Annotated in this window: 21 protein-coding genes; 16 read left to right on the top strand and 5 right to left on the bottom strand. The window is 36.7% G+C overall.

Translation table 11 applies throughout. From position 1 onward, the window contains the following. Positions 1-8: 8 nt before the first annotated feature. A complete protein-coding gene (locus A3EM_RS0101015; protein WP_020526292.1) occupies positions 9-3,260 on the bottom strand; it encodes a DUF1553 domain-containing protein in 3,252 nt (1,083 codons plus the stop codon). Positions 3,261-3,487: 227 nt separating this feature from the next. Here A3EM_RS0101015 and A3EM_RS41140 point away from each other — a divergent pair, with 227 nt between their 5' ends. Further along, positions 3,488-5,140, top strand: coding sequence for a tetratricopeptide repeat protein (locus A3EM_RS41140; protein WP_020526291.1), 1,653 nt, complete (start codon positions 3,488-3,490; stop codon positions 5,138-5,140). Positions 5,141-5,182: 42 nt separating this feature from the next. On the opposite strand, the gene miaB is transcribed toward A3EM_RS41140, so the two are convergent. After that, positions 5,183-6,655, bottom strand: a complete 1,473-nt coding sequence (gene miaB, locus A3EM_RS0101005; RefSeq protein ID WP_020526290.1) for a tRNA (N6-isopentenyl adenosine(37)-C2)-methylthiotransferase MiaB — start codon at positions 6,653-6,655, stop codon at positions 5,183-5,185. A 483-nt stretch (positions 6,656-7,138) separates the two neighbouring features. On the opposite strand from miaB, the gene A3EM_RS0101000 reads away from it, so the two are divergent. After that, positions 7,139-9,241, top strand: a complete 2,103-nt coding sequence (locus A3EM_RS0101000; protein ID WP_020526289.1) for a carboxy terminal-processing peptidase — start codon at positions 7,139-7,141, stop codon at positions 9,239-9,241. 45 nt (positions 9,242-9,286) lie between these two features. After that, entirely contained in the window at positions 9,287-10,327 is a 1,041-nt protein-coding gene (locus tag A3EM_RS0100995; protein ID WP_020526288.1) for an LIC11966 family surface protein, read from the top strand. Between the two features lie 78 nt (positions 10,328-10,405). Here A3EM_RS0100995 and A3EM_RS0100990 read toward each other — a convergent pair whose 3' ends face one another. Further along, on the bottom strand, positions 10,406-11,533 hold the full coding sequence (locus A3EM_RS0100990) for a glycosyltransferase family 4 protein (protein WP_020526287.1): 1,128 nt from the start codon (positions 11,531-11,533) through the stop codon (positions 10,406-10,408). Positions 11,534-11,649: 116 nt separating this feature from the next. On the opposite strand from A3EM_RS0100990, the gene A3EM_RS0100985 reads away from it, so the two are divergent. From A3EM_RS0100985 to A3EM_RS0100950, 7 genes are all read left to right on the top strand, one after another. Continuing rightward, positions 11,650-12,240: a phosphatase PAP2 family protein gene (locus A3EM_RS0100985; RefSeq protein WP_026210028.1), complete on the top strand. Its 591-nt coding sequence runs from the start codon at positions 11,650-11,652 to the stop codon at positions 12,238-12,240. Positions 12,241-12,568: 328 nt separating this feature from the next. Further along, a complete protein-coding gene (locus tag A3EM_RS45355) occupies positions 12,569-13,192 on the top strand; it encodes a hypothetical protein (RefSeq protein WP_020526284.1) in 624 nt (207 codons plus the stop codon). A gap of 2 nt (positions 13,193-13,194) precedes the next feature. Further along, positions 13,195-14,082 (top strand): DUF3822 family protein, encoded by an 888-nt coding sequence (locus tag A3EM_RS0100970; RefSeq protein WP_020526283.1) that lies wholly within the window; start codon positions 13,195-13,197, stop codon positions 14,080-14,082. Between the two features lie 56 nt (positions 14,083-14,138). After that, positions 14,139-14,594 carry a pantetheine-phosphate adenylyltransferase gene (gene coaD / locus A3EM_RS0100965; protein ID WP_020526282.1) on the top strand — a complete coding sequence of 152 codons (456 nt, stop codon included), beginning with the start codon at positions 14,139-14,141 and terminating at the stop codon, positions 14,592-14,594. A 197-nt stretch (positions 14,595-14,791) separates the two neighbouring features. Next, on the top strand, positions 14,792-16,066 hold the full coding sequence (locus A3EM_RS0100960; RefSeq protein WP_020526281.1) for a Glu/Leu/Phe/Val family dehydrogenase: 1,275 nt from the start codon (positions 14,792-14,794) through the stop codon (positions 16,064-16,066). Positions 16,067-16,354: 288 nt separating this feature from the next. Next, positions 16,355-17,014: a phosphatidylserine decarboxylase family protein gene (locus A3EM_RS0100955; RefSeq protein WP_020526280.1), complete on the top strand. Its 660-nt coding sequence runs from the start codon at positions 16,355-16,357 to the stop codon at positions 17,012-17,014. Beyond that, positions 17,011-18,240 (top strand): DUF6786 family protein, encoded by a 1,230-nt coding sequence (locus tag A3EM_RS0100950; RefSeq protein WP_020526279.1) that lies wholly within the window; start codon positions 17,011-17,013, stop codon positions 18,238-18,240. Before A3EM_RS0100955 ends, A3EM_RS0100950 begins: the two co-directional genes overlap by 4 nt. Positions 18,241-18,253: 13 nt before the next feature. Here A3EM_RS0100950 and A3EM_RS41130 read toward each other — a convergent pair whose 3' ends face one another. Next, positions 18,254-19,759, bottom strand: a complete 1,506-nt coding sequence (locus A3EM_RS41130; RefSeq protein WP_020526278.1) for an OmpA family protein — start codon at positions 19,757-19,759, stop codon at positions 18,254-18,256. A gap of 353 nt (positions 19,760-20,112) precedes the next feature. Between A3EM_RS41130 and A3EM_RS0100940 the strand changes: the two genes are divergently transcribed. The 6 genes from A3EM_RS0100940 to A3EM_RS0100915 all read left to right on the top strand — a co-directional run bounded on the left by A3EM_RS0100940 (position 20,113) and on the right by A3EM_RS0100915 (position 25,100). Next, the gene (locus tag A3EM_RS0100940) at positions 20,113-20,511 is read left to right on the top strand and encodes a hypothetical protein (protein ID WP_020526277.1); all 399 of its coding nucleotides are present in this window, start codon (positions 20,113-20,115) and stop codon (positions 20,509-20,511) included. Positions 20,512-20,655: 144 nt separating this feature from the next. Then, on the top strand, positions 20,656-21,486 hold the full coding sequence (locus A3EM_RS0100935; protein WP_020526276.1) for a hypothetical protein: 831 nt from the start codon (positions 20,656-20,658) through the stop codon (positions 21,484-21,486). Next, a complete protein-coding gene (locus tag A3EM_RS0100930) occupies positions 21,473-22,120 on the top strand; it encodes a hypothetical protein (RefSeq protein WP_020526275.1) in 648 nt (215 codons plus the stop codon). The genes A3EM_RS0100935 and A3EM_RS0100930 overlap by 14 nt, the downstream gene beginning before the upstream one ends. Before the next feature lie 138 nt (positions 22,121-22,258). Next, positions 22,259-23,398 (top strand): DmpA family aminopeptidase, encoded by a 1,140-nt coding sequence (locus A3EM_RS0100925; RefSeq protein WP_020526274.1) that lies wholly within the window; start codon positions 22,259-22,261, stop codon positions 23,396-23,398. A gap of 49 nt (positions 23,399-23,447) precedes the next feature. Next, positions 23,448-23,957, top strand: coding sequence for a DUF6265 family protein (locus tag A3EM_RS0100920; RefSeq protein ID WP_020526273.1), 510 nt, complete (start codon positions 23,448-23,450; stop codon positions 23,955-23,957). Between the two features lie 3 nt (positions 23,958-23,960). Then, on the top strand, positions 23,961-25,100 hold the full coding sequence (locus A3EM_RS0100915; protein ID WP_020526272.1) for a serine hydrolase domain-containing protein: 1,140 nt from the start codon (positions 23,961-23,963) through the stop codon (positions 25,098-25,100). Here the strand turns inward: A3EM_RS0100915 and A3EM_RS0100910 are convergent. Continuing rightward, the gene (locus A3EM_RS0100910; protein WP_020526271.1) at positions 25,093-25,518 is read right to left on the bottom strand and encodes an STAS/SEC14 domain-containing protein; all 426 of its coding nucleotides are present in this window, start codon (positions 25,516-25,518) and stop codon (positions 25,093-25,095) included. The genes A3EM_RS0100915 and A3EM_RS0100910 overlap by 8 nt on opposite strands. Positions 25,519-25,532: the final 14 nt, after the last annotated feature.

Raw genomic sequence — 25,532 nt, 5'->3', positions numbered from 1 at the left:
ATAACAATTTACCTTTTTGTGATTGACGCATCTGCATTTAAAATTACACTTGCTACAATTGCATTAGCAGCAATCCAGTTGGAATCAAGTTTTTCATTTACCCGATATTCCCCTGCTTCCAACCAGCCTAAGGTTTTCTCAGGGTTTTCCTTAAAGTTTTGATATTCTTTATCCCTTAATTCCATTAGAATCCCCACTTCTTCCTCTTTTGGTTTTCTTCCAGTCAGTTTTTCAAATGTATTTTCAATGGAATTTTTATCATTTCCATTTGCCGTCATTTGTTCCCCAATTACCTTAGCGGCTTCTATATAAGTGGGATCATTCAGTAAAACCAGTGCCTGCAAAGGGGTATTGGTCTTTTGCCTTCTTACCGTGCATTCATTTCTGTCAGGGGCATCAAAAGTGGATAAAGTTGGGTTAGGCACGGTCCGTTTCCATATAGTATACAGGCTTCTTCTGTAAAGTTTATCTCCGGTATCTTGTTGGTAGGTGGCATTATTCATCTTCCAAAGCCCTTCTGGCTGATAAGGATAAACGCTTTGCCCGCCAACTTTCCGATTGAGTAATTCGCTTGCTATTAAGGCATTATCACGAATCATTTCCGAAGTAAGTCGTGCACTTGGACCTCTTGCCAACCAGATATTTTCCGGATCTTTTTCCCGGAGTTCTTTGGGACAAACAGCACTTTGTCTGTAAGTAGCGGACATGACCATCAATTTTTGCAGGGCTTTTACATCCCACCCTGAATGTATAAATTCAAGTGCGAGCCAGTCCAGCAATTCGGGATGGCTTGGGAGCTCACCCTGATTGCCAAAATCTCCAGTGGTTTTTACAAGGCCTTTGCCAAAATAATTTTGCCAATACCGGTTTACAGCCACCCTGGCTGTCAGCGGATGATCGGGATGAATTAGCCATTGGGCAAGCCCCAGTCTGTTTTTGGGCATATCATCTTTCATGGGCATAATGCTTTCCGGAGTAGCTGGAAAAACTTCTTCTCCATATACATCATATTGCCCACGATTCAAAACAAAGGATTTCCGTTTGTTTTCCATTTCCTTCATTACCATGATTTCCTGTACATTTTCCATAGAATCTACCAGAACAGCCCTGGCTTTTTCAAGAGCTTTCAGGGAATTGATGTAGGATTTGGAAAAATGATTGAGGAAATATTCGTTTAGCAGAGCTTTTTCTCCCTGGTTCAGTTGTGCCTTAGGTTTTTGTAAAATGGATTTAACCTTTTCTGGATTACTAATTTGCATCAATTCCAATTGGGTAACTTCCCTGTTGAAAACCAGCAAATCATCCACAATGGCATTTTTTAAGCCCTTTCCCCTCCATCTTGCTCCAATTTGTAATCCGGGTTCAATGGGTTCACTATAAATATAATCTTCGAAATCATGGAAGATGATGTCTTTATACAGGTTGTCTGTTTGTACTTCTGTTTGGAGTTCTTCGCCATCAAGGAAAATTTTCAGACCGCTGGCTTTGCTGGAACCATCATAGGTTAAAGCCAGATTAATCCACTTGTCTTTTGGAATCTCATCCAGTGTATGTTCAATAATGGCATTATCCGGCCAGGTGTGTGCCATGAGAATTTCCAGCCTATTGTTTTTAATGGTCACATGATAGCCTCTGAAACTATGCAGATAAGTGCCATAGCCTTTATGGAAAATTACCCCTTCTTTAATGCTTTCGGGTAAATAAATATTCAGGTTGATGGTAAATGGCTGATGTCTCTGGAAGATTCCAACTTCATCCAGATCGAGCCAGGCATCCCCATTTAATAAAAGTCCGTTGCCATTTAAGCCCTTTGTAAATTCGGGAAACTCATTATTAGAAGCCTGCCTGCCCATTTTTCCTTTTTGCGCGGGATTGATTTGATTGACTAATTGGGTATTTTCAAGATTAAAGCGGGCGACCAGGTTTTTAGGGTTTTTGGGAAAAGACAGGTTTTGGTAAGCTTCATTTTCTGTCCATTTTTCAAAAGCCTGTTGTTCCTGATCCAGTGATCGTTTAGTTTGAGCGAGCTTTTCTTGTTCCTCATGTTCCAGAAAAGCCAGGATTTTTTCCTGTTCTTCATCCGGAATCATTAGGGTGGGAACTGGAGTGGCCCAATCCCAGGGAATTTGCCCGGATTCATTGATATTATTGAAGAAACTGAAAAACTCATAATAGTTCTTTTGTGAAATCGGATCATATTTATGATCGTGGCATCGGGCACAACTTAGTGTCAGAGCCATGAGTCCCTGACCCAGAACTGCTGTCCGGTCAGCGACATTTTCCACCCGAAATTCTTCATCTATGATGCCATCTTCCAGGTTTTGGGGATGCAACCTGTTGAACCCGGTGGCAAGGATTTGCTCACGAGTAGGATTGGGCAACAAATCGCCAGCCAGTTGCCAGGTAATAAACTGATCATAAGGCATATTTTCATTAAATGACTGGATTACCCAGTCCCGCCAGGGGCTCATGTCCCTATAGCGATCTACCAAATATCCGTGAGTATCTGAATACCTGGCCACATCCAGCCAGTCAATTGCCATTTTTTCCCCATAATGGACTGTATTGAGTAGCCTGTCAACTTGTTTCTCATAAGCATTTTCAGATTTATCATTGATGAATTGCTCCAACTCTTCTGGAGTAGGAGGAAGGCCAGTCAGGTCAAAAGATAATCTCCTTAATAAAAGTGCTTTGTCTGCTTCTTTATTTGGCTGAAGATTTTTCTCCTCCAGTTTTTTTAATATGAAGTTGTCTATAGGATTTTTTATCCATTCCCGGTTGTTAACTTTTGGAACTTTCCTGTTTTCTGGTTTAATAAATGCCCAGTGGGGTTTGTATTCCGCCCCATCTTCTATCCATTTAATTAGAGTAGCTTTTTCTTTAGCGGTCAGGATCAGGTTAGATTCGGTAGTTGGCATCAATATTTCCGGATCTTCGGAAGTTATTCTGTGAAATACTTCAGACTTTTTGAGATTTCCCGGGTTAATGGCATATTTCCCTGGATTTTCGGGTAATTCTGCAAAAGCAAATTTCCCTTCATCCAATTGTAAGCCTGCTTTCTGATTGGCTTTATCCGGACCATGGCAGGCAAAGCATTTGTCAGATAAAATTGGTTTTACATGGATGTTGAAATCCAGCGTTTGGGGTAATTCAGCATAAGCTTCAGCTACATCATCTGGTAAATCTGGTGAGCAGGCTGTGAATTGTATTGTCAGAAAAATAAGCAGACAAAGGAATCCGGTAGTTGTTTTGGAATGCATAATAAAGATTAAATTGAAAGCTATTATAGTTAAGAGAACTGTACAACATTGAAATGGAATGGTGTACAGCTTTGATCATCATTATTCCAAATTTACCCGCTCTGCGGCTCAGAATTAAGGATTTTACATAGACACGTAATAGACAGGTCTGAATTTCTCTGTGATTTTCTATCGACAATAAATTAGATTCCTCAATTTTATATTTCTGAAACCTACAGAAATTATTTATGGTGGCTTTAACCCTCAGGTGTTTATTCATAAGTATTGCTTTTAATTTTCTTTACCCGATGGATTTGTGGGGAAATCAAAATCATCCTATCCAATTACCTCAGGTTTCCAATCTTCAATTATTCGATCTGGAAAATGACTTCAATGCTGAACAGGATTCTATTCCTGAAAATCTGGAAAGAGCTTATAAGCAGTATTTGGAAAATGGAGATTCCCTTCAGGCGATTAGGATACTGAATAACCTTGCGGGATTTTATAGCAATCGGGCGAATTATGATAAATCCTATGAAGCCTATTGGAAAGCCTTATTGCTCTCCGATGAAATGAACAATTTAGAAACCAAAGCAGCGGCTTATAATGGTATAGGGATTTTGTATAGTCTTTATGAAAGAAGGGAGGAGGCATTGGATTATTACCTGAAGGCTTTGGAACTGCGTAGAAACCTGGTGATGGAAAATTTGGGAAGTGATCTTTTATTAGCCAGAAGTTATTTCTCCCTGGCGATCCATTATCGATATGAAAAGGAATTTAAAACAGCCAGAAATTATCTGGACAGTTGTTATAATGTTCGATCATGGGATAGTATTCCTGCCCTTAATAAAGCATTTTATGATTTGGAGGGGGCTTTCCTACAATATCATTTTGGGGAAATAGAAGCAAGTATTCCCCAAATTCTTCAGCAACTTCAAATTTTTGAAAGCTATAAAAGTCAGTATCTGGTAGTCATTTATTCTTTTTTGGGTGATATTTATTATGATACCCGAAACTTTGAGCAATCGGAATATTATTATTTGATGAGCCTTCATGCTGGAAAGCATTTTATGAAGCATCTGAATTTTGTTCCTGATGTTTATATCAAATTATCCCGGCTATATGCCAAAACTGAAAAATTTGAATCTGCTTTTGAATCTCTGAAGCAGGCCAATGAAATCAATTATATTTTATACAGTAGCAGAAGTCCCAACAATCGTCATTTACTGGAGATTCAGGATAACTATAGGATTGAAAAAAGTAAAATAGAACAATTGGCAAAGGAAAAGAGGCTGGCTTCACTGGAACACGAACAAAGTGTCTGGTTTTTGAAATCGCTGATATTTGTGATTGGTATGGTGTTTATCCTGATAGTAGGTATTTTAATTGTCAGGTTTTTAATTGTGAAACACCGGGCTGAAAAGAAAATTTTGGAAAATAACAGGATGCTGGAGCAAAAGCAGTCTAGGGAAATTCTGGAAATTAAAAATAAAGAATTAACAGCATTTACCATCCAGTTAATTGAAAAAGAAGAAATGCTGGCTAATATAAAAACAGAATTAAAAGCTCAGAAGAAGGCTGCAGAGGGAAAAGATAACAGGGATATTGAAAAAATTATTCGAAAAATTGATCATAATTCTAACCAGTATTGGGAAGAGTTCGAAGCCAGATTTATAGCAGTGAATAATCAGTTTTATGAAAATCTGAAAAAGGAATTTCCTAAACTTAGTCCCTACGACCTGAAAATTTGTGCCCTGGTAAAATTGAATTTTTCGGGCAAGGAAATGGCAAAACTATTGGGGATTTCTGTGGAAAGTGTGAACACTTCCCGATATCGGTTGAGGAAAAAACTGGGATTAAACAGAGAAGAAGGCTTGTGGGAATTTATTTCAAAGTTTTAAGGACTAATTATTAATGAAATAAATTCCCATTGATGACTTAAATTAAACCGCCTTTCCAATCAATGTAGCTGCAGTACAATCCTCAATGAATACATTTACATATTCTCCAATCTTCTGATCGCCTTTTGGGAAAACAACTACTTTATTAGCCGAATTTCTTCCTCTCAATTGATCATCAGACCTCTTGGAAGTGCCTTCTATTAGAACCCTGAAAGTTTTTCCCACATCCAGCTTATTTCTTTCCATTGAAAGTTCCTGTTGTTTATTGATCACTTCCTGAAGCCTTCTTTTCTTAATGTCTAGAGGAATGTCATCCTTATATTTTTTAGCAGCAAGTGTTCCCGGTCTTTCAGAATAGAAAAACATGTAACTGAAATCGTATTTTACATAATCCATCAGGCTCAAAGTATCCTGGTGTTCCTCTTCGGTTTCTGTGCAAAAACCAGTTATCATATCAGAGGAAATCCCACATTCTTCACCCAGAATATTTCTGATGGCGTCCACTCTTTCCATATACCATTCTCTGGAATAAGTCCTGTTCATCAATTCTAATACTCTGCTATTTCCACTTTGGGCAGGAAGGTGAATGTATTTGCAAATATTCTCATATTTGGCCATGGTATACAAAACCTCATCGGTAATGTCCTTAGGATGGGAAGTGGAAAACCTCACCCTTAAATCCGGATCGATTTCAGCCACCATTTCCAGCAAATTAGCGAAGTTTACAGACTGAACTTCTACACCTTCCTTTTCTTTCTTTTCAATCTGAGCTTTGCTTTTTAATTCATCAATTGCAGACCATTTATAGGAATCCACATTTTGTCCTAAAAGCGTCACTTCTCTATAACCTTTGGCAAATAAATCTTTTGCCTCATTTACAATAGAATAAGGATCCCGACTTCTTTCCCTTCCTCTGGTGAAAGGAACCACACAGAAAGAACACATATTGTCACATCCTCTCATGATAGAGATGAAAGCCGTAACGCCATTGGAATTTAACCTTACCGGAGTGATTTCTGCATATGTTTCTTCTTTGGATAAAAATACATTTACCCCTTTTTGACCATCATCCACATCGGCTACCAGATTGGGTAAATCTCTATAGGCATCCGGGCCAACTACAAGGTCCACAATTTTTTCTTCTTCTAAAAGTTTGGCTTTCAGCCGCTCCGCCATACATCCCAAAACCCCGATGGTAATGCCTGGTTTGTCTTTCTTTACCTTATTAAATTGAGATAATCGGGTACGTACGGTTTGCTCTGCTTTTTCCCGGATAGAACAGGTATTCAGGAAAATAAGGTCAGCATCTTCAAACTTTGAAGTAGTACCAAAACCCTGTTTTTCCATGATGGAAGCTACGATCTCACTATCAGAAAAATTCATCTGGCAGCCATAGCTTTCAATGTAAAGTTTCCTTTGCCCTGCTTCAGCTTTATCTTTAGATATATTTACCACTTCACATGCCTCCTGACTGCTTTTATCTAATATTTCAATGTCTTTAATTAATTCTGTCATTTAATTCCGGTACTTTTAAGTATAGGGTAATCAAATCATTTTCAGTGGATTTTAGCCAAAACCCTCCATCTCAATTTCAACCCGCAAAGGTAATAATTTTGTTTCGGAAAATAAGTGCTATTCGATCTGGTTAATTTATTCTTATGGATGTTTAATTATGAATATCATGGATTTAACACTGTAAAAACTCTTTTAAGAAAAATAACAAATAATTAAGTTAAGGAATTTAAGGGGGATTTTATAATAATGCAAAATGTGGGTATTTTTTTACTGAGTTATTTAAAATATGGGAAAAAGTGAATAATAGTTATTATTTAAGAGAAATCTTTCACATATGATAAAATGGGTTATATTTGCCAATATCCGTTAGGTGAAATTATTTAAGCGGTGTGATTAATTTTATTTTGAGTCAAAATGCTGTTTAATTTCTCCTGAAAGTTCAAATCCACTTGCTATCAAAGTTTTAATAAACAATTGTTTACCATGAAAATCTTTCCTTTTATTCTAAGGACTTTGCTTTTATGGCTGATTTGCCCTGTTATTGCGTTTTCACAAATAAATGAAAATAATTGTTCAGAGGCAGGTAGAGTGTATGCTTTATTGGAAAAAATCCATTATCACCCCTTGGCCTTAGATGATTCCCTTGCTGTTAAAACATTTGAAAATTTTATAAAAGCCCTTGACCCATCCAGGCTTTACTTTACTCGTCAGGATTCTATTTTTTTGGCTTCAAAAAGTCTGGAAATTGATGATAATATTAGAAATAAAAATTGTAGTTTCTTGACAACGGCCATCAAACAGTACCAAAAAGCTTTATTAAGAGCCGATAGTATTTTGGTAAAAATGGCCGGGAATCCTATTGACTTTGTGCAAAAAGATTCAATCGTTTTTATTCAATCCAAAAAGGGGCAGTTTAGAAATGATGTTCAAAGCTTAGAAAATAAATGGGCTAAATGGATTAAGTACCAGGTCATTAAGGAAATATTTTCCCCTGCTGATGAATCTGATGACCCTTTTTCCATTTCAGAAGAGGCACTACTGAGTAGAGAACCTTTTTCACGGGAAAAAATATGTAAAATCTACCAAAGAAATATTGAAAAGAAAATTGACCATCCTATGGGGTTTGAAAACCATGTTGCCATGTCATTTTTTAATGCCATTACCACTGCATTTGATCCCCATTCCAATTATTATTCACTTTCCATGACTGAGCTTTTCCTTTCCCATGTATCGAAAAATACTTATTCATTTGGAATTGAAATAGGTGAAAATGAAGAAGGGGAAGTTTTGGTAGAAAAGCTTGTTCCTGGCAGTCCTGCATGGAAATCCAATGCTATTCACAAAGGGGATAAGCTTTTGGTTTTGAAAGAATCTGATGAAAAAATTTATCAACTCTCACAACTGGATATTTATGAAGTGAACAAACTTTTAGTGTCCAATGCTGAAAAAAGTATTGAATTAACTATTGAAAAATCTGATGGGCGGGAGAAGGAAATTATTTTGCAAAATGAAAATGCTGTTTCAGAGGAAAATATCATCAATAGTTTGATTATTGATGGAGACAAAAAAGTAGGTTATATAGCTCTTCCTGGCTTTTATACAGATATGGATAACCAGCGATTGGGTTGTGCAAATGATGTTGCCAAGGAGTTAATTAAATTAAAAAATGAAGGTGTGGAGGGATTAATTCTCGATCTCCGGAATAATGGTGGTGGAGCTTTGAATGAGGCCATTGGACTTGCTGGTATATTTATAGATTCGGGACCTGTATTTATTCAGAAAGACAGCGAAGGAAATCTTATTTTGAAAAAAGATATGAATAGAGGGACTATCTACAATGGTCCTTTAGTAGTGATGGTGAATGGTTTAAGTGCCTCTGCTTCAGAGGTTTTTGCAGGAGTGATGCAGGATTATAACAGGGCTGTAATTGTTGGCAGCCCAACCTATGGAAAGGCAACAGCTCAGATATTATTCCCAACTAATATAGAGGGTGAATCAGAATATTCGGATTATAATACTTCTGATTTAAACTCAAGTTTTATGAAGACTACTTATTCTAAAATTTACCGCCTTGATGGGAGAACTTATCAAAAAGAGGGAATTCAACCAGATGTTTATTTACCTGATTTGATGGAATATTTTATTGAAAAAGAGGCAACTTATGAAACTGCCCTGGCCAATGATAAAATTGTGAAAAAGGTATATTATAAACCTCTAAAGAAACTTCCCGTCTTCACCTTACAGAAAAGAAGTCTTGAAAGGCAAAGTGAAAACGAATATCTGAAAAAGGTGCAAAAGACAGGTGAATTCCTTAAAAAAACAAAGCTGTCTGAACATGTCGTACCCTTGGATATTCAAACTTACAAGAATGAAAAATCCCAAGCTCCTTTGGTGAATGGCTTGGAGGAACTGGAAGGAAAGGAAAGTTCCCGATTTGTCCTAAAAAATACTGCCTGGGATGAGGAATTAATGCAGATGGATAAATATAGGGAATTGGCTCAGCATGAATTTAAAACAGCGCTGCAAAAAGACACCTATCTGGAGGAGACCTATCTTATTCTAAGGGATTTAATTGATGCTAAATAATTTTAAAGTTTAAAAAATTTTCAACCATATAAGTATTGTAAAAACATGAGATTGAAATCATTTCTATTCTTAATACTAATTTTTATTATTAGTGGACATCTAAAAAAAATACAGGCTCAGGATTTGAAAACCAGTGTTGGGTATATGAGTTACATTGGTGAAGAATATAATAAAATCACCAAAGACCAATGGGATTATACACGATCAGTTGCACATGGAAAAAGTGCGAGAAAAGTTGAAAAACGAAGAAAGGAACTTTTAAATACCATAAAGGAAACTAAGTACAAAATTTCAAAAATGCCTGCCTTTGAAGGAGACAAAACCCTTAAGGATTCAGTAGGAAGTTTTTTGGCCATCAGTTATAATGTGATTAATGAAGATTATGCAAAGCTGGTGGATATGGATGAAGTGAAGGAACAATCATTTGATGCCATGGAGGCTTACTTAATAGCTAAGGAGCTTGCTGATGAAAAATTGACTGATGCTGCCATAAGAATGTCAACTGCGCAGGAGGCCTTTGCTGCCAAAAACAATATTAAACTGATAGAATCTGAAACTAAATTGGGGGAGAAGATGAGAAAAGCTTCTGAAGTATTTAGTTATTATAATGACTTATATCTGTTGTTTTTCAAAAGTTATCACCAGGATAATTATCTTATGGAAGCATTGTCAGCTAAGGATATAAGCGGGATCGAACAAAATAAAAGTGCATTAATCAGCTACAGCGATGAGGGGCTGGAAAAGCTGAAAGAATTTGGGGCTTTTAAAGGCAACTATGACATGGCTAATATGACCAAAAAGGCCTTAAACTTTTACAAAGAAGAGGCTGAAGTTACTGTACCTGCTATCATAGAATGCATATTGGCTCAGGAAAAATTTGAAAAAATAAAAACTTCATTTGATGCCATAAAACCCAATAAGCGGACTCAGGCAGATGTGGATCAATATAACAATGGAATTAAGGAAGTGAATGAGGCCATTGCAAGATATAATGAAGTAAATGCGAAATTGTTTGATGAAAAAAATGATATGATTAAGGAGTATAATAAAGTTAGTGATAGTTTCCTTAATAAAAATGTGCCTTAATTTGCTCTGTTAATTTAGAAAAAAGATATCTTGAAAAGCGAAGTTAAAATGGTTTATCTTCGCTTTTTTTGTTTTTGATCACCCTCTCTTTTCTTTCAACTCCGTAATTAATTGTTCAAATAGCTCACATTGTCTGGTGAAGTTGTAGGTGGATTTTACGTAATCAACTCCCTTTGCGGCAAGTGTACTGGTTAAAAGTTCATCATCGATTAATTCTTCCAGACAGTTGGATAAGGCTTTTGCATCACGTGGGGGAAATACCAGTCCGTAATCACCACTTTTTAGAATTTCCTTAGTGCCCAGATGGTTTGTTCCTACCACAGGAACTCCACAGGCAAGTGCTTCAACCGTCACCATTCCAAAAGTTTCTGCAGGAGAAGCCATCACAAAAATGTTCATGGCTTTGTAGGCTGTTTCTACATCTTTGCTAAACGGCCGAAAGTAAATTTGGTCTTTTAGCCCATTTTTTTCTGCAAGTGACTCTAGTGATTTTAAATATTCAGAGCCTTTATCTTCTTCTTTTACCCCACAAATCAAGCCTTTAACCTCAATATCCTTTTTCCTCAATTCTCCCAATGCCTCAATAAAATAAGCATGTCCTTTTTGGTGGTCCATTCGCCCTACCATCCCAATAATTAGTTCTTCTTGTGGCAAGTCCAGGTTTTCCCTGGCTTCCTGCATTTTCATTTTATTTTCCGAAAACCTATTTACATCTATGCACAGGGGAATTATCTTAATTTTGTCAGGATCAATATTTGTCCTTTCCCTCACCTGGTTGGCCAATACTTCTAGGGGTGTTACCCAGGCATCCAATGACTTGTAGATGGAAGTATGCCAAAAATCTCTTTTGTTTACCCCAAGTTCTATTTGCTGATGATAAATGAGCAGGGTTTTCCCTAATCCAAATTTTTTGGTAAGTACTCCAAGCTTTATGTCCTGATTAACCCCGAGAATTAAGGTATCAAATTTTTCAGTTTTGTTAGTTTTGGATAATCGCATACAGGCTCTCAGGCTCAAGTCTTTGTACCTGGCTGGAAAGTGAATAAGAGGAAGGCCCGCGTCTCTGGAATGCTTGTAGATAGGATAATCCGAATGGGCGATCATCACCACTTCATGTCCTCTTTCCGTAAGCCATTGAGCGAGTTTATAGTTGTTGATTTCAAGTCCACCCCATGATGGAGAATTACACAAAAAACCTATTTTCATCCTTAAACTTTTACTTTTCAATTCTTTGAAATAATTATTTCTCTCTATTTTTAGCCAAAATTTCCTTTTTTAAAATCAGGGGAATTAAGATTGAACCGCAAAAGTAAGAGAATAAAATGATAGAATATTTAGATAAGCTTGATAAACAACTATTCTTATTTCTAAATAGCCTTCACAGTTCTTTTACCGATTCCTTCTTTGGGTTTATGACCGATCAGGAGACCTGGTACCCGCTATATGCTTTAGTTCTGATTTTTATTTTTCAAAAGTACCGCTGGCAGGGCCTTTATCTTTTGGCTGCAATTTTAATCACTATAGGTTTAGCAGACCAGTTTTCTTCCGGATTCTGTAAACCATTTTTTGCCAGGCTCAGGCCCTGTCACGATCCGGAAATTTCCTCACTTGTGCATCTTACATTTAGAGGATGTGGTGGCCAGTTTGGCTTTATTTCGGGACATTCTTCCAATTCATTCGCAATTGCTACCATATTTTTCCTGCTGCTTAGAAATGATGTAAAATATATCAAACTTATGTACTTGTGGGCGGCAATTGTAGCTTATAGCAGAATTGCTGTTGGTGTTCATTATCCGGGAGATATTTTTTTCGGAGCACTGGCTGGTAGCCTGATAGGCTGGTTGGTCTTTCAGGGTTTTAAAAGATTTAAAGGGGAATTATTAATTAGATTAAAGGAATCAGGGGAAGTTTAAAACATTGGCTTTTAAGCGGAAAAAAATATTATTTAACGATAAATAATTATTAAAATTTTATTTAGATTCCTGTATCTTTTTTTACACTTTTGCATTCCACTAATTGCGGGGGAAGTATTTTGGAACAAAATTTTGATGATTGCGGCCAAAAAACTTGTAAGATAGTGGATAAGGTACTAATTTTACTTGGAATAGTACAATTAATAACTTGAATAATATTATTTAATAAGCTAGTATTAACAAATTTTACTTTGTTCTGCTGTCTTATCATAAAGTGAAATTTTTTAGAATTAAAAAAAATTATAAATTGCATTAAAACTTAATAGTAATGACTAAGACTAGAATCTTTTCTATCAGTTTAATCCCATTAATTATTTTTCTGTCATATTTATTATTTGATGGAATTGCTGGCAAAATTCAACTTGCCAAGGAAATTGCAGCAGATGAAGAAAGAGTTAAAAACAAATTAATGCTGGTCAGGGATGCAGAGAAAGCTTATTTGGCTAAATATGATGAGTATACCAGTAGTTTTGATACGCTCATCAATTTTATTAAAAATGATTCGATTTATATCACCGAGCAAAGAGAAATCATTACTGAAAGGGAGTTTGATGACCCAAGAAAATATTTAGGGGATAGTGTTAGAATTGAGATTGATACCATTGGTATTGAACCTGTAATTCAAAATGTTTTTGGTCCTAAGTATGCCAATTACAATTGGGATAAATTACCAATCATTCCAAGGTTTGAAAATGATCCGGCTAATCAGGATAAAAGATTTGAAATATTTGCTGGAAAAGTGGAGAAAAGCGGGGTGATGATTGATGTGATTGAGGTAGTTGACAAATACCCATTGGATATCACTAGGAAAGAAGATAGCGAAATACCTAAAAGAAGATTTATTAGATTTGGTTCAAGAACAGAAGTTACTACTTCTGGTAACTGGGAATAATATTGGAAGATATAATCCATAATTCAACGAAATACAACCTTGTAGATCAAAATTTTGACATTAATCTGTTATCTCAGTATAAGCTTTTTATTAAGCTTCATAAAACTGGGGTAACAGTTTTTGTTGTTGATTCCTCCAATAGCAGGTGTCTGGCTCTTGAGAAATACCAATATGAACTTGCTTTAACTGACAATGCCCTTATTGTGAGTTTACAAAATGTCTGGAGTAATCATAATTTTCTAAATGCTGGATTCTGGAAAGAAGTAGTTGTTATTCCATCTGATTTAAAGTTTGCTTTTGTTCCTTCCGAGTTGCTAAGCACTGAAATAAAAGCTGTTGACTATCTACGGCTGAATGCACCTGTAAATCTTGCCAATACTTTAGTAAAGCAGGCCGATTCCCCAGACTATAAAACCACTTGTTGTTTTTCAATAGGGAAATCTCTTTATGAATGGGTGAATAGCTATTACCCTACTATCAGTACAAAAGTTATCCATAATAACACTTGCTTTTTGTGGGGATTGTATAAGCTAAATCAGGGCAAACAGAAAAAGCTTTTTGTAAATGTAGAGGGAGATATTGTGACGATTGTTTCCATTGATGGGAAAAATTTAAAATACATTAATTCCTTCGAGTTTCATTCTGAAAGCGATTTTGTCTATTACATTATGCTTGTGGTTCAGGAACTTAATATTCCTGCCAAAGAGGTTGAACTGAAGATTTGGGGAAGTTTTGATGAAGAATCAGATTATATTCCCGAACTAAAAAAATACATTAAGCACGTACAGTTAGGAAAAAGGCCTACCGGATTGAAATTCAATTATCAGTTCGATGAAATTTCAGAATTTCATAACTTTGATGTTTTAAGTGCATACGATATAAATATTTAAACCTCAGGGTTTACATAATTGTATCTCAAATTCCTTTCTGGGAAAATCATAATTCCATGAAAAAAACAGCTTTATTTCCCGGATCTTTTGACCCGTTTACCAAAGGCCATGCTGATGTGGTAAGAAGGGGAAGAAAGATTTTCGATGAAATAATTATTTCTATTGGGTATAACCAGAAAAAAACAAGGCGGGAATTTGAAGTTGATTTTATGATCCGGAAAATTGAGGAGGCTTTTGCCGATGATTCGGGGATTAAAGTGATTACCTATAATGAATTAACCGCTCACTTGGCGCAGAAGTACAATGCTAATTTTTTGTTGAGAGGCTTGAGGAATACTACCGATTTTGAGTATGAGAACAGTATTGCACAGATTAACTCCCATATTTTTGAAAATCTTGAGACAGTGTTTTTGATTACTTCTCCCGAATATGCCTATATCAGTTCCTCTATTGTAAGGGAAATTTATAAATATGGGCAAAATATTGAAGATTTTATTCCCTATAAACTGTAATTTGAAGTTTTAAATCCTTCTCTACAACATTCTATCCGTTGGTTTTCCAAACAAGTAGTTGAAAAAGCCTTATTTTATATAAAAAATCGCTTTTTTTTCATGCTATTATAATGTTTTAAATAAATTAGTAAAAATTACATTAGTTTACTCGAAATTAATGTTAATTTGAAAACCTTATCCAACAAACATACATTATAATGGCATATTTAGAACCCGCTCCTATAAAAGACAAGGAGAATCCATTTGAATCGATGATGTCAAGGTTTCATACTGCTGCTCATAAACTTGGGCTGGATGATGAAACCTACGAAATTTTAAAATCCCCAACTAAGCAGGTAATTGTTACCCTTCCCATCACTATGGATGATGGGAGCAAGAAGGTATTTGAAGGTTACCGTGTCATTCATTCCAACACTTTGGGACCTTCCAAAGGTGGGATACGCTACGATCCCGATGTAAGTCTTGATGAAGTAAAGGCACTTGCGGCCTGGATGACCTGGAAATGTGCAGTGGTAGACATACCTTATGGTGGTGCGAAAGGGGGGATCAGGTGTAAGCCCTGGACCATGTCTGCTGGCGAATTGGAAAGATTAACAAGAGCCTATACAGTTTCCATGTATGAAATATTTGGGCCTGATTTGGATATTCCGGCTCCTGATATGGGAACCGGACCGAGGGAAATGGCCTGGTTAATGGACGAATATTCCAAAGCAAATGGAAAAACGGTGAGTGCGGTGGTCACTGGAAAACCATTGGTTTTGGGAGGTTCTTTAGGACGTGTGGAGGCCACAGGAAGGGGAGTGATGGTTTCTTCCCTTGTAGCCATGGAAAAACTAAAGATTAATCCCGCTCATGCAAAATGTGCGGTACAGGGCTTTGGCAATGTAGGAAGTAATGCCGCAAGTCTTTTGGAAGACAGAGGAGTGAAAATAATTGCCATAAGCGATCATACCGGAGCTTATATTTCCGAGAAAGGAATTGATATAAAAGCAGCTATTGAATTTAAAAACAAAAACAATGGCACATTAGAAGGATTTGAGCTGGGAGATAAAATATCAAATGAAGAATTGATTGAGCTCGATGTGGATTTATTAGTACCAGCAGCAAAAGAAGATGTAATTACCCTGAAAAATGCTCAAAATATTAAAGCAAAACTAATAGTAGAAGGAGCAAACGGGCCGACAGGGGCGAAAGCAGACCCGGTAATTTTTGATAAAGGGATTACAGTAGTTCCCGATATTCTGGCTAATGCTGGTGGAGTAACAGTCTCTTATTTCGAGTGGGTCCAAAACAGACTAGGCTATAAATGGACTCAGGAAAGAGTAAACCGAAGATGCGACCGGATCATGAAAGATGCTTTTGAAAAAGTTTTTAAAATTTCCGAAAAGTATAACGTATCCATGAGAATTGCGGCTTATATGGTCGCTATATCCAAAGTGGCAGACACCTATAAACTCAGAGGAGGATATTAAAATTGTAATAAGGATAAAAAAAGCGAGTTTGTAAAAAGACTCGCTTTTTTTATTCCCTATAAAGAATGTGAAAATTTAATTTTTTTAATCGTTAAATTTGCCAAGAGATTTTTTATTATGAAGTTGTTTGAAGAAAGGGATATTATGGTGAGAAGGATTAAATTGTGGTAGCAAATAGCAAAACCTACCCTTCAAATCCAAAAAGCTTTACTTTAAACAACTTCCGTAAGGTATTTTTTTAAACCTTATAAAGTTCTAAAACATATTGATTACCATCTTTTTAATTTTATGACAATACATAAAGAGGGATTTTCATCTTTAATTATTACCCTGGTTTTTTTATTTACCCTTAATGGGGCAATTCTGTATTTCTTTCCGGAGAACCTCATCGTGCATTATATTTTCTGGGGGGCAAGCTTTGTTTTTTTTCTGCTGATCCTTCAGTTTTTCAGAAACCCGAAAGTTTTTTCCGAGATCAACCCGAAGTTGGTACTTGCCCCGGCCGATGGGAAGGTAGTTGTGATTGAAGATGTATTAGAAACAGAATATTTCAACGAGACAAGGAAACAAATTTCCATTTTTATGTCTCCAATAAACGTGCACATAAACCGGAACCCTGTGTCGGGAGTAGTGAAATATTTTAAATATCATGCAGGCAAATATCTGGTAGCCTGGCATCCGAAATCCAGTACAGAAAATGAGAGAACCACTATCGTCATTAAAAATGAAAATGGGATAGAAGTTCTGATGAGACAAATTGCCGGTGCACTTGCGAAAAGAATAAAATGGTATGTAGAAGAAGGCCAGAATGTGGTGCAGGGAAATGAATTTGGTTTTATCAAGTTTGGCTCCCGAGTGGATGTCTTTTTGCCGGTGGATGCAAAAGTGAATGTGGAAATCAATCAAAAAACGAAAGGCGGCAAAACTGTGATTGCCGAATTGCCATGATTTCCAGGATAATTTTATTTTTTACTGTAATTATGAGTGTAGCCTGTGCTGATGTTCAGCAAAAAGACCACAATTTTGCTAAAGGAACTTTTGGTCATGATGTGGATTTCTTGAGTGAATTTCAGGAAATAGTTTTACTGGAAAACGAAAATGCAAAAGTATTAATTAGTCCTGCCTACCAGGGAAGAATTATGACTTCTACCGCAAAGGGTATGGAGGGAATGAGTTTTGGCTGGATGAATTATGAATTAATCTCTTCTGGTAAAATAGAAAAACATATCAATGCCTTTGGTGGGGAAGACCGATTTTGGATGGGACCTGAAGGGGGACAATATTCCATTTTTTTCAAAAAGGATGATCCTTTTGACCTGGACCACTGGCAGACTCCTACTGCAATTGACAGCGAACCTTTCAAGTTGATAAGTAAAACTCCTACTGAAGCTGCATTTGAAAAGGAGATTGAATTGATGAATTACAGTGGGTTTCCTTTTAAAATAAAGGTTGACCGAAAAATTATACTTTATTCTCCCCAACAATTGACAGAGGAGCTGGGGTTTTCTATTCCAGAATCGATAAATGCAGTAGGTTTTGCTTCTCTGAATTCCATTACCAATACTGGAGATCAGGACTGGAAAAAAGAAAATGGTTTGCTTTCCATCTGGATTTTGGGTATGCTGCAGCCTTCTCCTGAAAATACAATTGTAATTCCCGTAAACTCAGGGGAAGTGGCAAATTTGGGGGAAATAGTGAATGATACCTACTTTGGTAAAATTCCAGATGATCGTATTGCCACCAATGAATCTCATATTTTCTTCAAAGGCGATGGGAAATCCCGGGGAAAAATAGGAGTTTCACCATTAAGAGCTACCTCATTTGCAGGGAGTTATGATGCTGCCAATAATTTGTTGACCATCATTAGTTACTCCTTCGATCCCAATGCCAATGATTATGTCAATTCTATGTGGGAAATTCAGGATGAACCTTATGCTGGGGATGTTGTAAATTCCTACAATGATGGACCGCTGGATGCCTCTGGAAATCAAATGGGTCCATTTTATGAGTTGGAAAGTTCTTCTCCGGCTTTGGAATTGAAAAAGAATGAATCTGTAAAACACGTTCATCAGACATTCCATTTTGTAGGTGAGGAAAAAGAATTGGACAGAATAGCCAATGCAACCTTAGGCGTGGGAATTCAGGAAATTCAAGGCGTTTTTTCAGGAAATTAATTTTTTGCCGAAATTAATTGGTGAAAATTACTTCCACTCGTCTGTTCATTTTCCGGCCCTCTTCAGTGTTATTATCTCTAATGGGTACAGCACTTCCTTTCCCTCGGGTGATTATTCTGTGGGTTTGAATTCCTCTGTCTGTTAAATAACCGGCAACTGCCTCTGCTCTGTTTTTCGATAGTTCCTGATTAAAGGACTTATTTCCAATATTATCGGTATGTCCGGAAATCTGAATTTTTATCTCAGGGTTTGCCTCCAGATAATGCAGCAACTGATTGAGTTCCGGATAAGACGATTCCTGAATGAGAGACTGAGCAGTTTCGAACAATAGATGTTTAAAAATTAAAGTTTTTCCAACTTTGATTTCATCTTCTTCAAAGTAATTTATTTCAGTGTTTGTTATCCGATCATTAAAAAGACTTTGGTTAAAAGTTGGTAACCCCAACTGGCTAATTCCCGATTCCAGAAAAATGCTGTTGTTTTGATATTGACAGGTTCCTCCCTGTTGATTGGGTTGGTTAATTGAACCGAGATAGGGGGTATTGTATATAGGGAAATAGATTTTTCCATCCACACCAAGCTGAAGTGCACCAATCCACTTTTCGTTTTCAGTTCCTCCTACCAAAATGCCGGATTCTACAATTTTTTCCCTAGAGCCAGCCTGCAAATCATATTGATAGACTTTCCCGTAGCCTGCAGCTGAAACATAAAGCAATGATCCATTTGGGGCAAACTCAATCCCATAAGGATACGCTCCATTTTCAAATGGCAACTGAATGGGGTTATTAACCTTTCCGGATTCATTATCAAAATCAAAAACTTCTACTATATGATCGGTTTCAAGGGCCAATGCCAGATTGGTACCATCCGGTGAAGATTTGAGATAACCCTGAGTATTATTAGGGTCTCCCTTATGAATACTGCCGGTTTTACTATTAACCGGATTAGGGTCAATTCCGTTTTCATTGATTAAAAATGCATGGAAATAATCGTTTTTCCAACCGTGGGTAATCACCCAAAAATCTTTATTATTTCTGTGTTTTACTATGGTAATTTTCTCTGTAACAGGGGTAACTAAAGGAATATTTTTTTCGGTGATTTCACCTTTCCTGGCATTTGCGGACATATCGGCAATAGAATACCGAAAGCCATTTTCATGGCCATGTTCTGCAATGGTGAAAATAAAATAATGTGATTTTTTTCCTGGATGGGCCAGAATTACACCGGATTGTGTAGAGGAGGGGTTCCCCATTAAACCTTCCCCGTTTTTTAAAATTTCGTGATGGTGGTTCCAGACTGAAACTCCATCCGTGTAGAAAAGCAAATTGCCATCTTTATCACTTATAGTAGCACAGCCTTCTTCTGTATTCAATGCAGCATAAGTGACGGCTTCTGGTCCATTTGCACCAAATGAAATTCCGGCATTTTTTCCAAAAAACCAGGTGTTGGCTTCACCCTGAGCAAGGGAAAAAAACGGAGAAAATAGTATAAAAAAAAGGAATGGTAAAAATCCTCTCATATAGAAATTTTAGTAAAAAAACATTCTGTCAACGCAGGTAAGCTTTTATATTATTTGCAGAGGAAAAGGCAGGTGTAAGAATATGTCAGGTTTTATAACGGTATGGACCAACTTAATTAGGGGATGCCTGAAGTTGTTTGTATTTCCCGGGATATCACACAAATTGATTTCTTGTGAAAAGAATTCATTGGAAAGTGCAACATTTTACTATAAAAATGTTAAGTTTATATTGGAAAAGTGAAAATTTTGGGCTCAAAACCTATTCAACCTAAATTATTTTCCTTTTTAATATTGTATTTCTCTAAACAATCCTTAAAATTGAAGGAATATTCTACGATAAACAAAACAAAAAAATGGCAGAAAAAGAAGATACCAGTGTATTTTACAACTTTGTAAGAAATGTTGAAACAGCAATTAATAACCTCGTTACCCTTGAAATTAAAACCATTGTTGGAGATTATAAGGTAGATGAAGAAGAAAATATATCTGTAAAAAAAGAAGGAGAGTTTCAAATATTACAAACAAGAATTAACCTCATGCAGGGGGATATGATTACAAACATCAGTAATGATCTGGTAACTGACCGATATGCCTGGTTAAGAGATTTCCATGCAAGAAAGGAGGAAAGAGGACATGAAATCATCAATAATAATATTCAGACGATAATGTCTATTTTCGATTTGTATAAGAAAAGTAAAGGGGTGAACCTGAATGAGGAAAATATTGATGAAGAAGAGGATGCTCACATTTAATGTAAATTGTCCGGAACCGCTTTGGATTTTTTCAGGTTTGCGTTAAACCTGCCTTTGTCGGTCCTTTCAAGCATCTGAATACATTTTTTGCCAACTTTTGATCGGGCAATTTTTTGAGCTTTCTAATTATTACCAAATCTTGAAATGCAAGGTTATCTAAGAAATCTAGCGACAAACTTACTGAACCTGGAGGTAAATACTATCGTGACTGAAGACATGACCGGTAGTAAAATGCCTAATACCCTCAGGATTGCCTTTCTCAATGTAGCTTCTACTTACCGGGACAAAATGATTGAATATGGCCTGGGGCATAATCCGGGAATAGCTCCTCCCAAGGGAAAAAACTTTGGAGTGTTCACCTGGTGCTATGGAGGGGAATATTCATTTGCAGAAATTTTGGACTTTGCCAGAAATGGGGTTGAATATTATAACAAGCGATTAGAAGCTGCTGATAACGAGGAATTAAAAGAGAAACTCAAAGAAAGAATTAAAATTCTTACCAGAATTATAAGGCATAGTAGTGCCATAATTGGGATTTTTAAAGTAAGAAGAAAAGAATTTGGGGTGGGGCCCCACGAACAAAAAGTAGCGCCTGATGACCTTGATGCTGTAACTGGTTTTCACCCAAGTCATAAAGAAAGTGAGAAATGGAATAACGATATTGACCTGAATGAGATCAATAAAATTCCCGATATGCAGCTTGCTCCTGACCAGGTCACTATTTTAAGGAAGGCATGGGAAATTGGTACACAAAAAATCCTGTTGCAGACCATTGTACAGATTGATGGAGACATTACTAATTACCTGTCGAAACAATTCATTGATTTGGAGCCTGCCTTGAGAGCGGTGGTGCTTAATTTACATCACGATTCCACAGAATCAGGTACCAGAATCTGGTCGAGACTTTTTGAAACCATCTCCAAACTAGCGGGCAGGGCATTCAATAAGATTTTTGACAAAGATGACAAAGGTTGAAAATCGTCCATACAAATCCTCTCAGGACCTTACTGGTAAAGATTTAACTACCATACAGTGGCTAAAAATGCTGGCCGTGGAGTTAATGAATGAGCCCAGAAGGATCATCAACATTCTGGTGATTCCCATAAAAATGTATCAGTTATTCAAAGAGATTTTTAAATATGGAAGTTTTGAAATAAGAACCCCTTTTTCCTATAATGAAACAGATTTTGCTTTCCGTACCAATATCCAACTTGACGGTGACATTGTAAACTATATCCCTAATGTCGGGGTGTTTCCCAATGATAAAGCCTGGCGGAAACTGGTTGGGGAAAAATTTCAAACACATCAGAATAACATTCATGACCGTCTTATCGAAATTAATGGTGGGGCCTTATTTTTAAGCAGGTTTATCGATATTTTCCTGATTTTGTTGAACTTTAAACCATTGTTTGAACTGTCTCTTAATCCAGATGAGGTAAATGCCATTATTTCAGGAGCAGTGTTAAGTGCCTCCCTTTTATTTAGAAAGTTTCTTAAGGAAAAGGTGATTGGAATTTCTATTCAGGGAGTTTTTAGACTCGTAAGATGGTATATGACCATGAGAATTAACAGAAGGAAGAAAAACATAGAAAAGGCGATGGCTGCCTGATTTTAGAAGCAAATAACCATCAGTTTTTTTCTAAATCTTTGGTTAACTGGAAAACCAGACTTAGTTTTAGGTCTTTCACATCACCTATTCCAAAACCACTCTCTTAATCACTTTTTTTGTTCTTCTAATTTTATTGAAATGAAAATCCTTCATTACTTTCTTACCTGTTTAATGGTTGCATTTTTTTGTGATCAGGGAACTGCTCAATCCAGGAGATGCCGGGATTTCGGGATAAAAATAGGTGTATTGAATACAGGAAAGGCAAATGCCATTACAGATGTGCCCGGGGTGAAAGTAGGACATAAAACACTTATTGCCGGGGATAGTATAAGAACCGGAGTAACTGCCATAATCCCCCATTCAGGAAATATATTTCAGGAGAAACTTCCTGCGGCTATTTATATTGGAAACGGTTTTGGAAAGTTGGCTGGTTATTCCCAGGTGGAAGAATTGGGAAATATTGAAACGCCCATTGTGCTCACCAACACCCTGAGTGTGCCTGCAGCTTCAAATGCCTTAATTTCTTATACCCTTTCACTAGAGGATAATGAACGGGTAAGTTCAGTCAATTCTATAGTTGGAGAAACTAATGATGGAGGTTTGAATGACATCAGAGGCCGGCATGTAAAAGAATCTGATGTGTTGGAGGCCATCAATAATGCCAAAGGTGGGCCAGTGGAGGAAGGTGCTGTAGGGGCCGGAACAGGAACTGTTTGTTTTGGTTATAAGGGGGGAATTGGAACTGCCTCACGGATTATTCCCAAAGACTTTGGAGGGTATACAGTTGGGGTAATTGTTCAAACCAATTTTGGTGGAGTTTTAGAAATTAATGGAGTGCCCATAGCGGTTGAATTAGAGAATTATCCATTTAAAGATAAAATAGAGAATTCAGCAGATGGTTCCTGCATGATAGTGGTGATGACTGATGCTCCCTTAAGCTCAAGAAATTTAAAAAGAATTGCGAAAAGGGCGATGCTGGGACTTGCAAAAACGGGAGGTGTTGCCTCAAATGGTAGTGGAGATTATGTAATCGCTGTTTCAACCGCAGAAAATCTGAGGATTCCCTATGCTTCAGATTCGCGGACGAATAAAATGGAGGTGTTGCGAAATGATGAAATGACTCCACTTTTTCTGGCTACTATTGAGGCCACAGAGGAAGCTATAATCAATTCCCTTTTTGCCGGGAAAACCATGACTGGCAAAAACAACCATAAAGTTGAGGGGCTTCCCGTAGATGAGGTAATAGAAATAATGAAAAAGTATAATAGAATTGATTAATGCTTAATTTTACTTTATTTATTGGCAATCTCATTGAGCTGTATTTAATATGAAAAAACTAATTATTCAAATTTTAATCTTCTTTATTATTCAGGGGTTTATTCCCTGTTTTGCCCAAAATACCTTGTCTTATGATAGTACCGGTGTGGCTCCTGAAGGAAATTTGAAGGATATCGCATGGATAGCAGGGCATTGGAAAGGAGAAGCTTTTGGTGGAATAACTGAGGAAGTCTGGACCTCACCCCTGGGTGGGTCCATGATGGGGTCTTTCAAACTGGTGGTGAATAATGAGGTGAATTTTTATGAAATTTTAACCATCGCTGAAGAAGGTAATTCTTTGATACTCAGGTTAAAACATTTTCATGGAGATCTGAAGGGCTGGGAAGAAAAGGATGAAACAGTGGACTTCCCTCTGGTAAAAATGACTTCGGGTAAAGTTTATTTTGATGACTTTACCTTTGAGAGGATAAGTGAAAATGAAATGAATATTTATGTAGTGATAGGGCATAAAGATGGCACTGCGGAAGAAGTGAAATTTGCCTATAAAAAATCTAATTAACCTATGCTAAAATTAATTCAGGGTATAAGACTTTCCTTAATTGTAATATTATTTTCTAATTGTGCACAAAATACTGATAATCAACAGAATTTAAAGGGTGTGCCTGTTGATGTATTGGCAATTGCAGATTCTCTTTTTCAATCTGTAGAAGATTTTAGCGGAGTAGTTTTAATAGCCGATCATGGAGAAATTATTTTTCATAAATCTAAAGGATATAAAGATTTTGGAACTAAGGTTCCGCTTGGTAAAAATGATATTTTTGAACTGGCATCTGTTTCCAAGCAATTTACTGCAATGGCCATTATGTTACTTGCCGCAGAGGATAAATTGAGTTTTGATGATTCCCTTAGGAAATTTCTACCAGAATTACCTTATCAAAATATTACAGTCAGAAATCTTTTAACGCATACTTCAGGACTGCCAGATTATATGGCTTTATTTTATGAGCATTGGGATAAATCCAAAGTGGCAGGAAATAAGGAAATTTTGGAATATCTGGTAAAATACCATCCCCCAATGTTATTTGAGCCAGGTGAAAAGTATCAATATAGTAATACGGGTTATGTATTGTTGGCAAGTATAGTAGAAAAGGTTACAGGGGAGGATTTTGTGGCATTTTCCCAAAAACGAATATTCGATAAAGCTAATTTAACAAATACTGCTATCCGCCCCACAGTCACAAAACAGCAAATGGATAATTTTGCCAAAGGATTTGTTTTTTCAGAAGACAGTAGCAGGTATTTACCAGCAGAAAGTTTTCCCTGGGCTGATTATAATACTTTTTTAGGTGAAAGGAAGGGGCCAGGCAGAGTAAGCTCCAATGCTCCTGACCTGCTAAATTGGGATATGATATTAAGGGACAGTGCTTTTATTCAGGGGTCAACTTTAGATGAATCTTATTCATCGATGACCTTAAATAATGGATATTTAAGTCATTACGGGTTTGGTTGGCAGATTGAGGAAGGAGAAAGTTTTGGGAAAATGGTTTGGCATTCGGGAGATAATCCAGGCTATAAAACTCATTTTTTCAGATACCTGGATTTAAATAAAACGATTGTGGTGTTGTGTAATAATGCAAGCAAAAATTATCAACCATTAGTGGATGGTCTGAGAAAAATTTATGAAGGAAACCCTGTCAATTAAACGCTGAGAGCCACTCTAAAGCTTGTTCTTCATTATGAAAGGATTCCATTTTAAAATTACTGTCAAATTTGTTATTGATTTCGTCTCTGATTTTATTGAGGGTGATCTCTGAAAAAATATTAAGTGGTCTGACTGTAGCCACATGCCTTAATCCCAATTGAAAGAGCTTCTGAGGGAAGGTTTCTGATGCCCAGGCCTGATCTTCTTTTGACATAAATTGCATGTTTCTAAGATTTAGCAATAATTTTGAAGTATTATTCTTTTCAAACACTTCAATGAGGCTAGCACCAGCTTGGCGGAAAGAGGAGCCGGAAAGGTCTCCTTTTACCATAACAAATACAATGTTTTTTGCAGCAATTTCAAATATTATCGCTGCTTCATTGTTCACAAAAATTTTAGTAGTAATGGATTCATTCATACTTTAAAATAAGG

Source organism: Flexithrix dorotheae DSM 6795, assembly GCF_000379765.1.
Lineage (GTDB): Bacteria > Bacteroidota > Bacteroidia > Cytophagales > Flammeovirgaceae > Flexithrix > Flexithrix dorotheae.
Note: the sequence above shows the minus strand (reverse complement) of the source record. Positions and strands in the feature narration are given on the sequence as shown.

What these genes read in the sequence shown, in the direction of transcription:
- A3EM_RS0101015 (WP_020526292.1), bottom strand. Translation starts at nt 3,260, where the DNA reads ATGCATTCCAAAACAACTACCGGATTCCTTTGTCTGCTTATTTTTCTG.
- A3EM_RS41140 (WP_020526291.1), top strand. Translation starts at nt 3,488, where the DNA reads ATGGTGGCTTTAACCCTCAGGTGTTTATTCATAAGTATTGCTTTTAAT.
- miaB (WP_020526290.1), bottom strand. Translation starts at nt 6,655, where the DNA reads ATGACAGAATTAATTAAAGACATTGAAATATTAGATAAAAGCAGTCAG.
- A3EM_RS0101000 (WP_020526289.1), top strand. Translation starts at nt 7,139, where the DNA reads ATGAAAATCTTTCCTTTTATTCTAAGGACTTTGCTTTTATGGCTGATT.
- A3EM_RS0100995 (WP_020526288.1), top strand. Translation starts at nt 9,287, where the DNA reads ATGAGATTGAAATCATTTCTATTCTTAATACTAATTTTTATTATTAGT.
- A3EM_RS0100990 (WP_020526287.1), bottom strand. Translation starts at nt 11,533, where the DNA reads ATGAAAATAGGTTTTTTGTGTAATTCTCCATCATGGGGTGGACTTGAA.
- A3EM_RS0100985 (WP_026210028.1), top strand. Translation starts at nt 11,650, where the DNA reads ATGATAGAATATTTAGATAAGCTTGATAAACAACTATTCTTATTTCTA.
- A3EM_RS45355 (WP_020526284.1), top strand. Translation starts at nt 12,569, where the DNA reads ATGACTAAGACTAGAATCTTTTCTATCAGTTTAATCCCATTAATTATT.
- coaD (WP_020526282.1), top strand. Translation starts at nt 14,139, where the DNA reads ATGAAAAAAACAGCTTTATTTCCCGGATCTTTTGACCCGTTTACCAAA.
- A3EM_RS0100960 (WP_020526281.1), top strand. Translation starts at nt 14,792, where the DNA reads ATGGCATATTTAGAACCCGCTCCTATAAAAGACAAGGAGAATCCATTT.
- A3EM_RS0100955 (WP_020526280.1), top strand. Translation starts at nt 16,355, where the DNA reads ATGACAATACATAAAGAGGGATTTTCATCTTTAATTATTACCCTGGTT.
- A3EM_RS0100950 (WP_020526279.1), top strand. Translation starts at nt 17,011, where the DNA reads ATGATTTCCAGGATAATTTTATTTTTTACTGTAATTATGAGTGTAGCC.
- A3EM_RS41130 (WP_020526278.1), bottom strand. Translation starts at nt 19,759, where the DNA reads ATGAGAGGATTTTTACCATTCCTTTTTTTTATACTATTTTCTCCGTTT.
- A3EM_RS0100940 (WP_020526277.1), top strand. Translation starts at nt 20,113, where the DNA reads ATGGCAGAAAAAGAAGATACCAGTGTATTTTACAACTTTGTAAGAAAT.
- A3EM_RS0100935 (WP_020526276.1), top strand. Translation starts at nt 20,656, where the DNA reads ATGCAAGGTTATCTAAGAAATCTAGCGACAAACTTACTGAACCTGGAG.
- A3EM_RS0100930 (WP_020526275.1), top strand. Translation starts at nt 21,473, where the DNA reads ATGACAAAGGTTGAAAATCGTCCATACAAATCCTCTCAGGACCTTACT.
- A3EM_RS0100925 (WP_020526274.1), top strand. Translation starts at nt 22,259, where the DNA reads ATGAAAATCCTTCATTACTTTCTTACCTGTTTAATGGTTGCATTTTTT.
- A3EM_RS0100920 (WP_020526273.1), top strand. Translation starts at nt 23,448, where the DNA reads ATGAAAAAACTAATTATTCAAATTTTAATCTTCTTTATTATTCAGGGG.
- A3EM_RS0100915 (WP_020526272.1), top strand. Translation starts at nt 23,961, where the DNA reads ATGCTAAAATTAATTCAGGGTATAAGACTTTCCTTAATTGTAATATTA.
- A3EM_RS0100910 (WP_020526271.1), bottom strand. Translation starts at nt 25,518, where the DNA reads ATGAATGAATCCATTACTACTAAAATTTTTGTGAACAATGAAGCAGCG.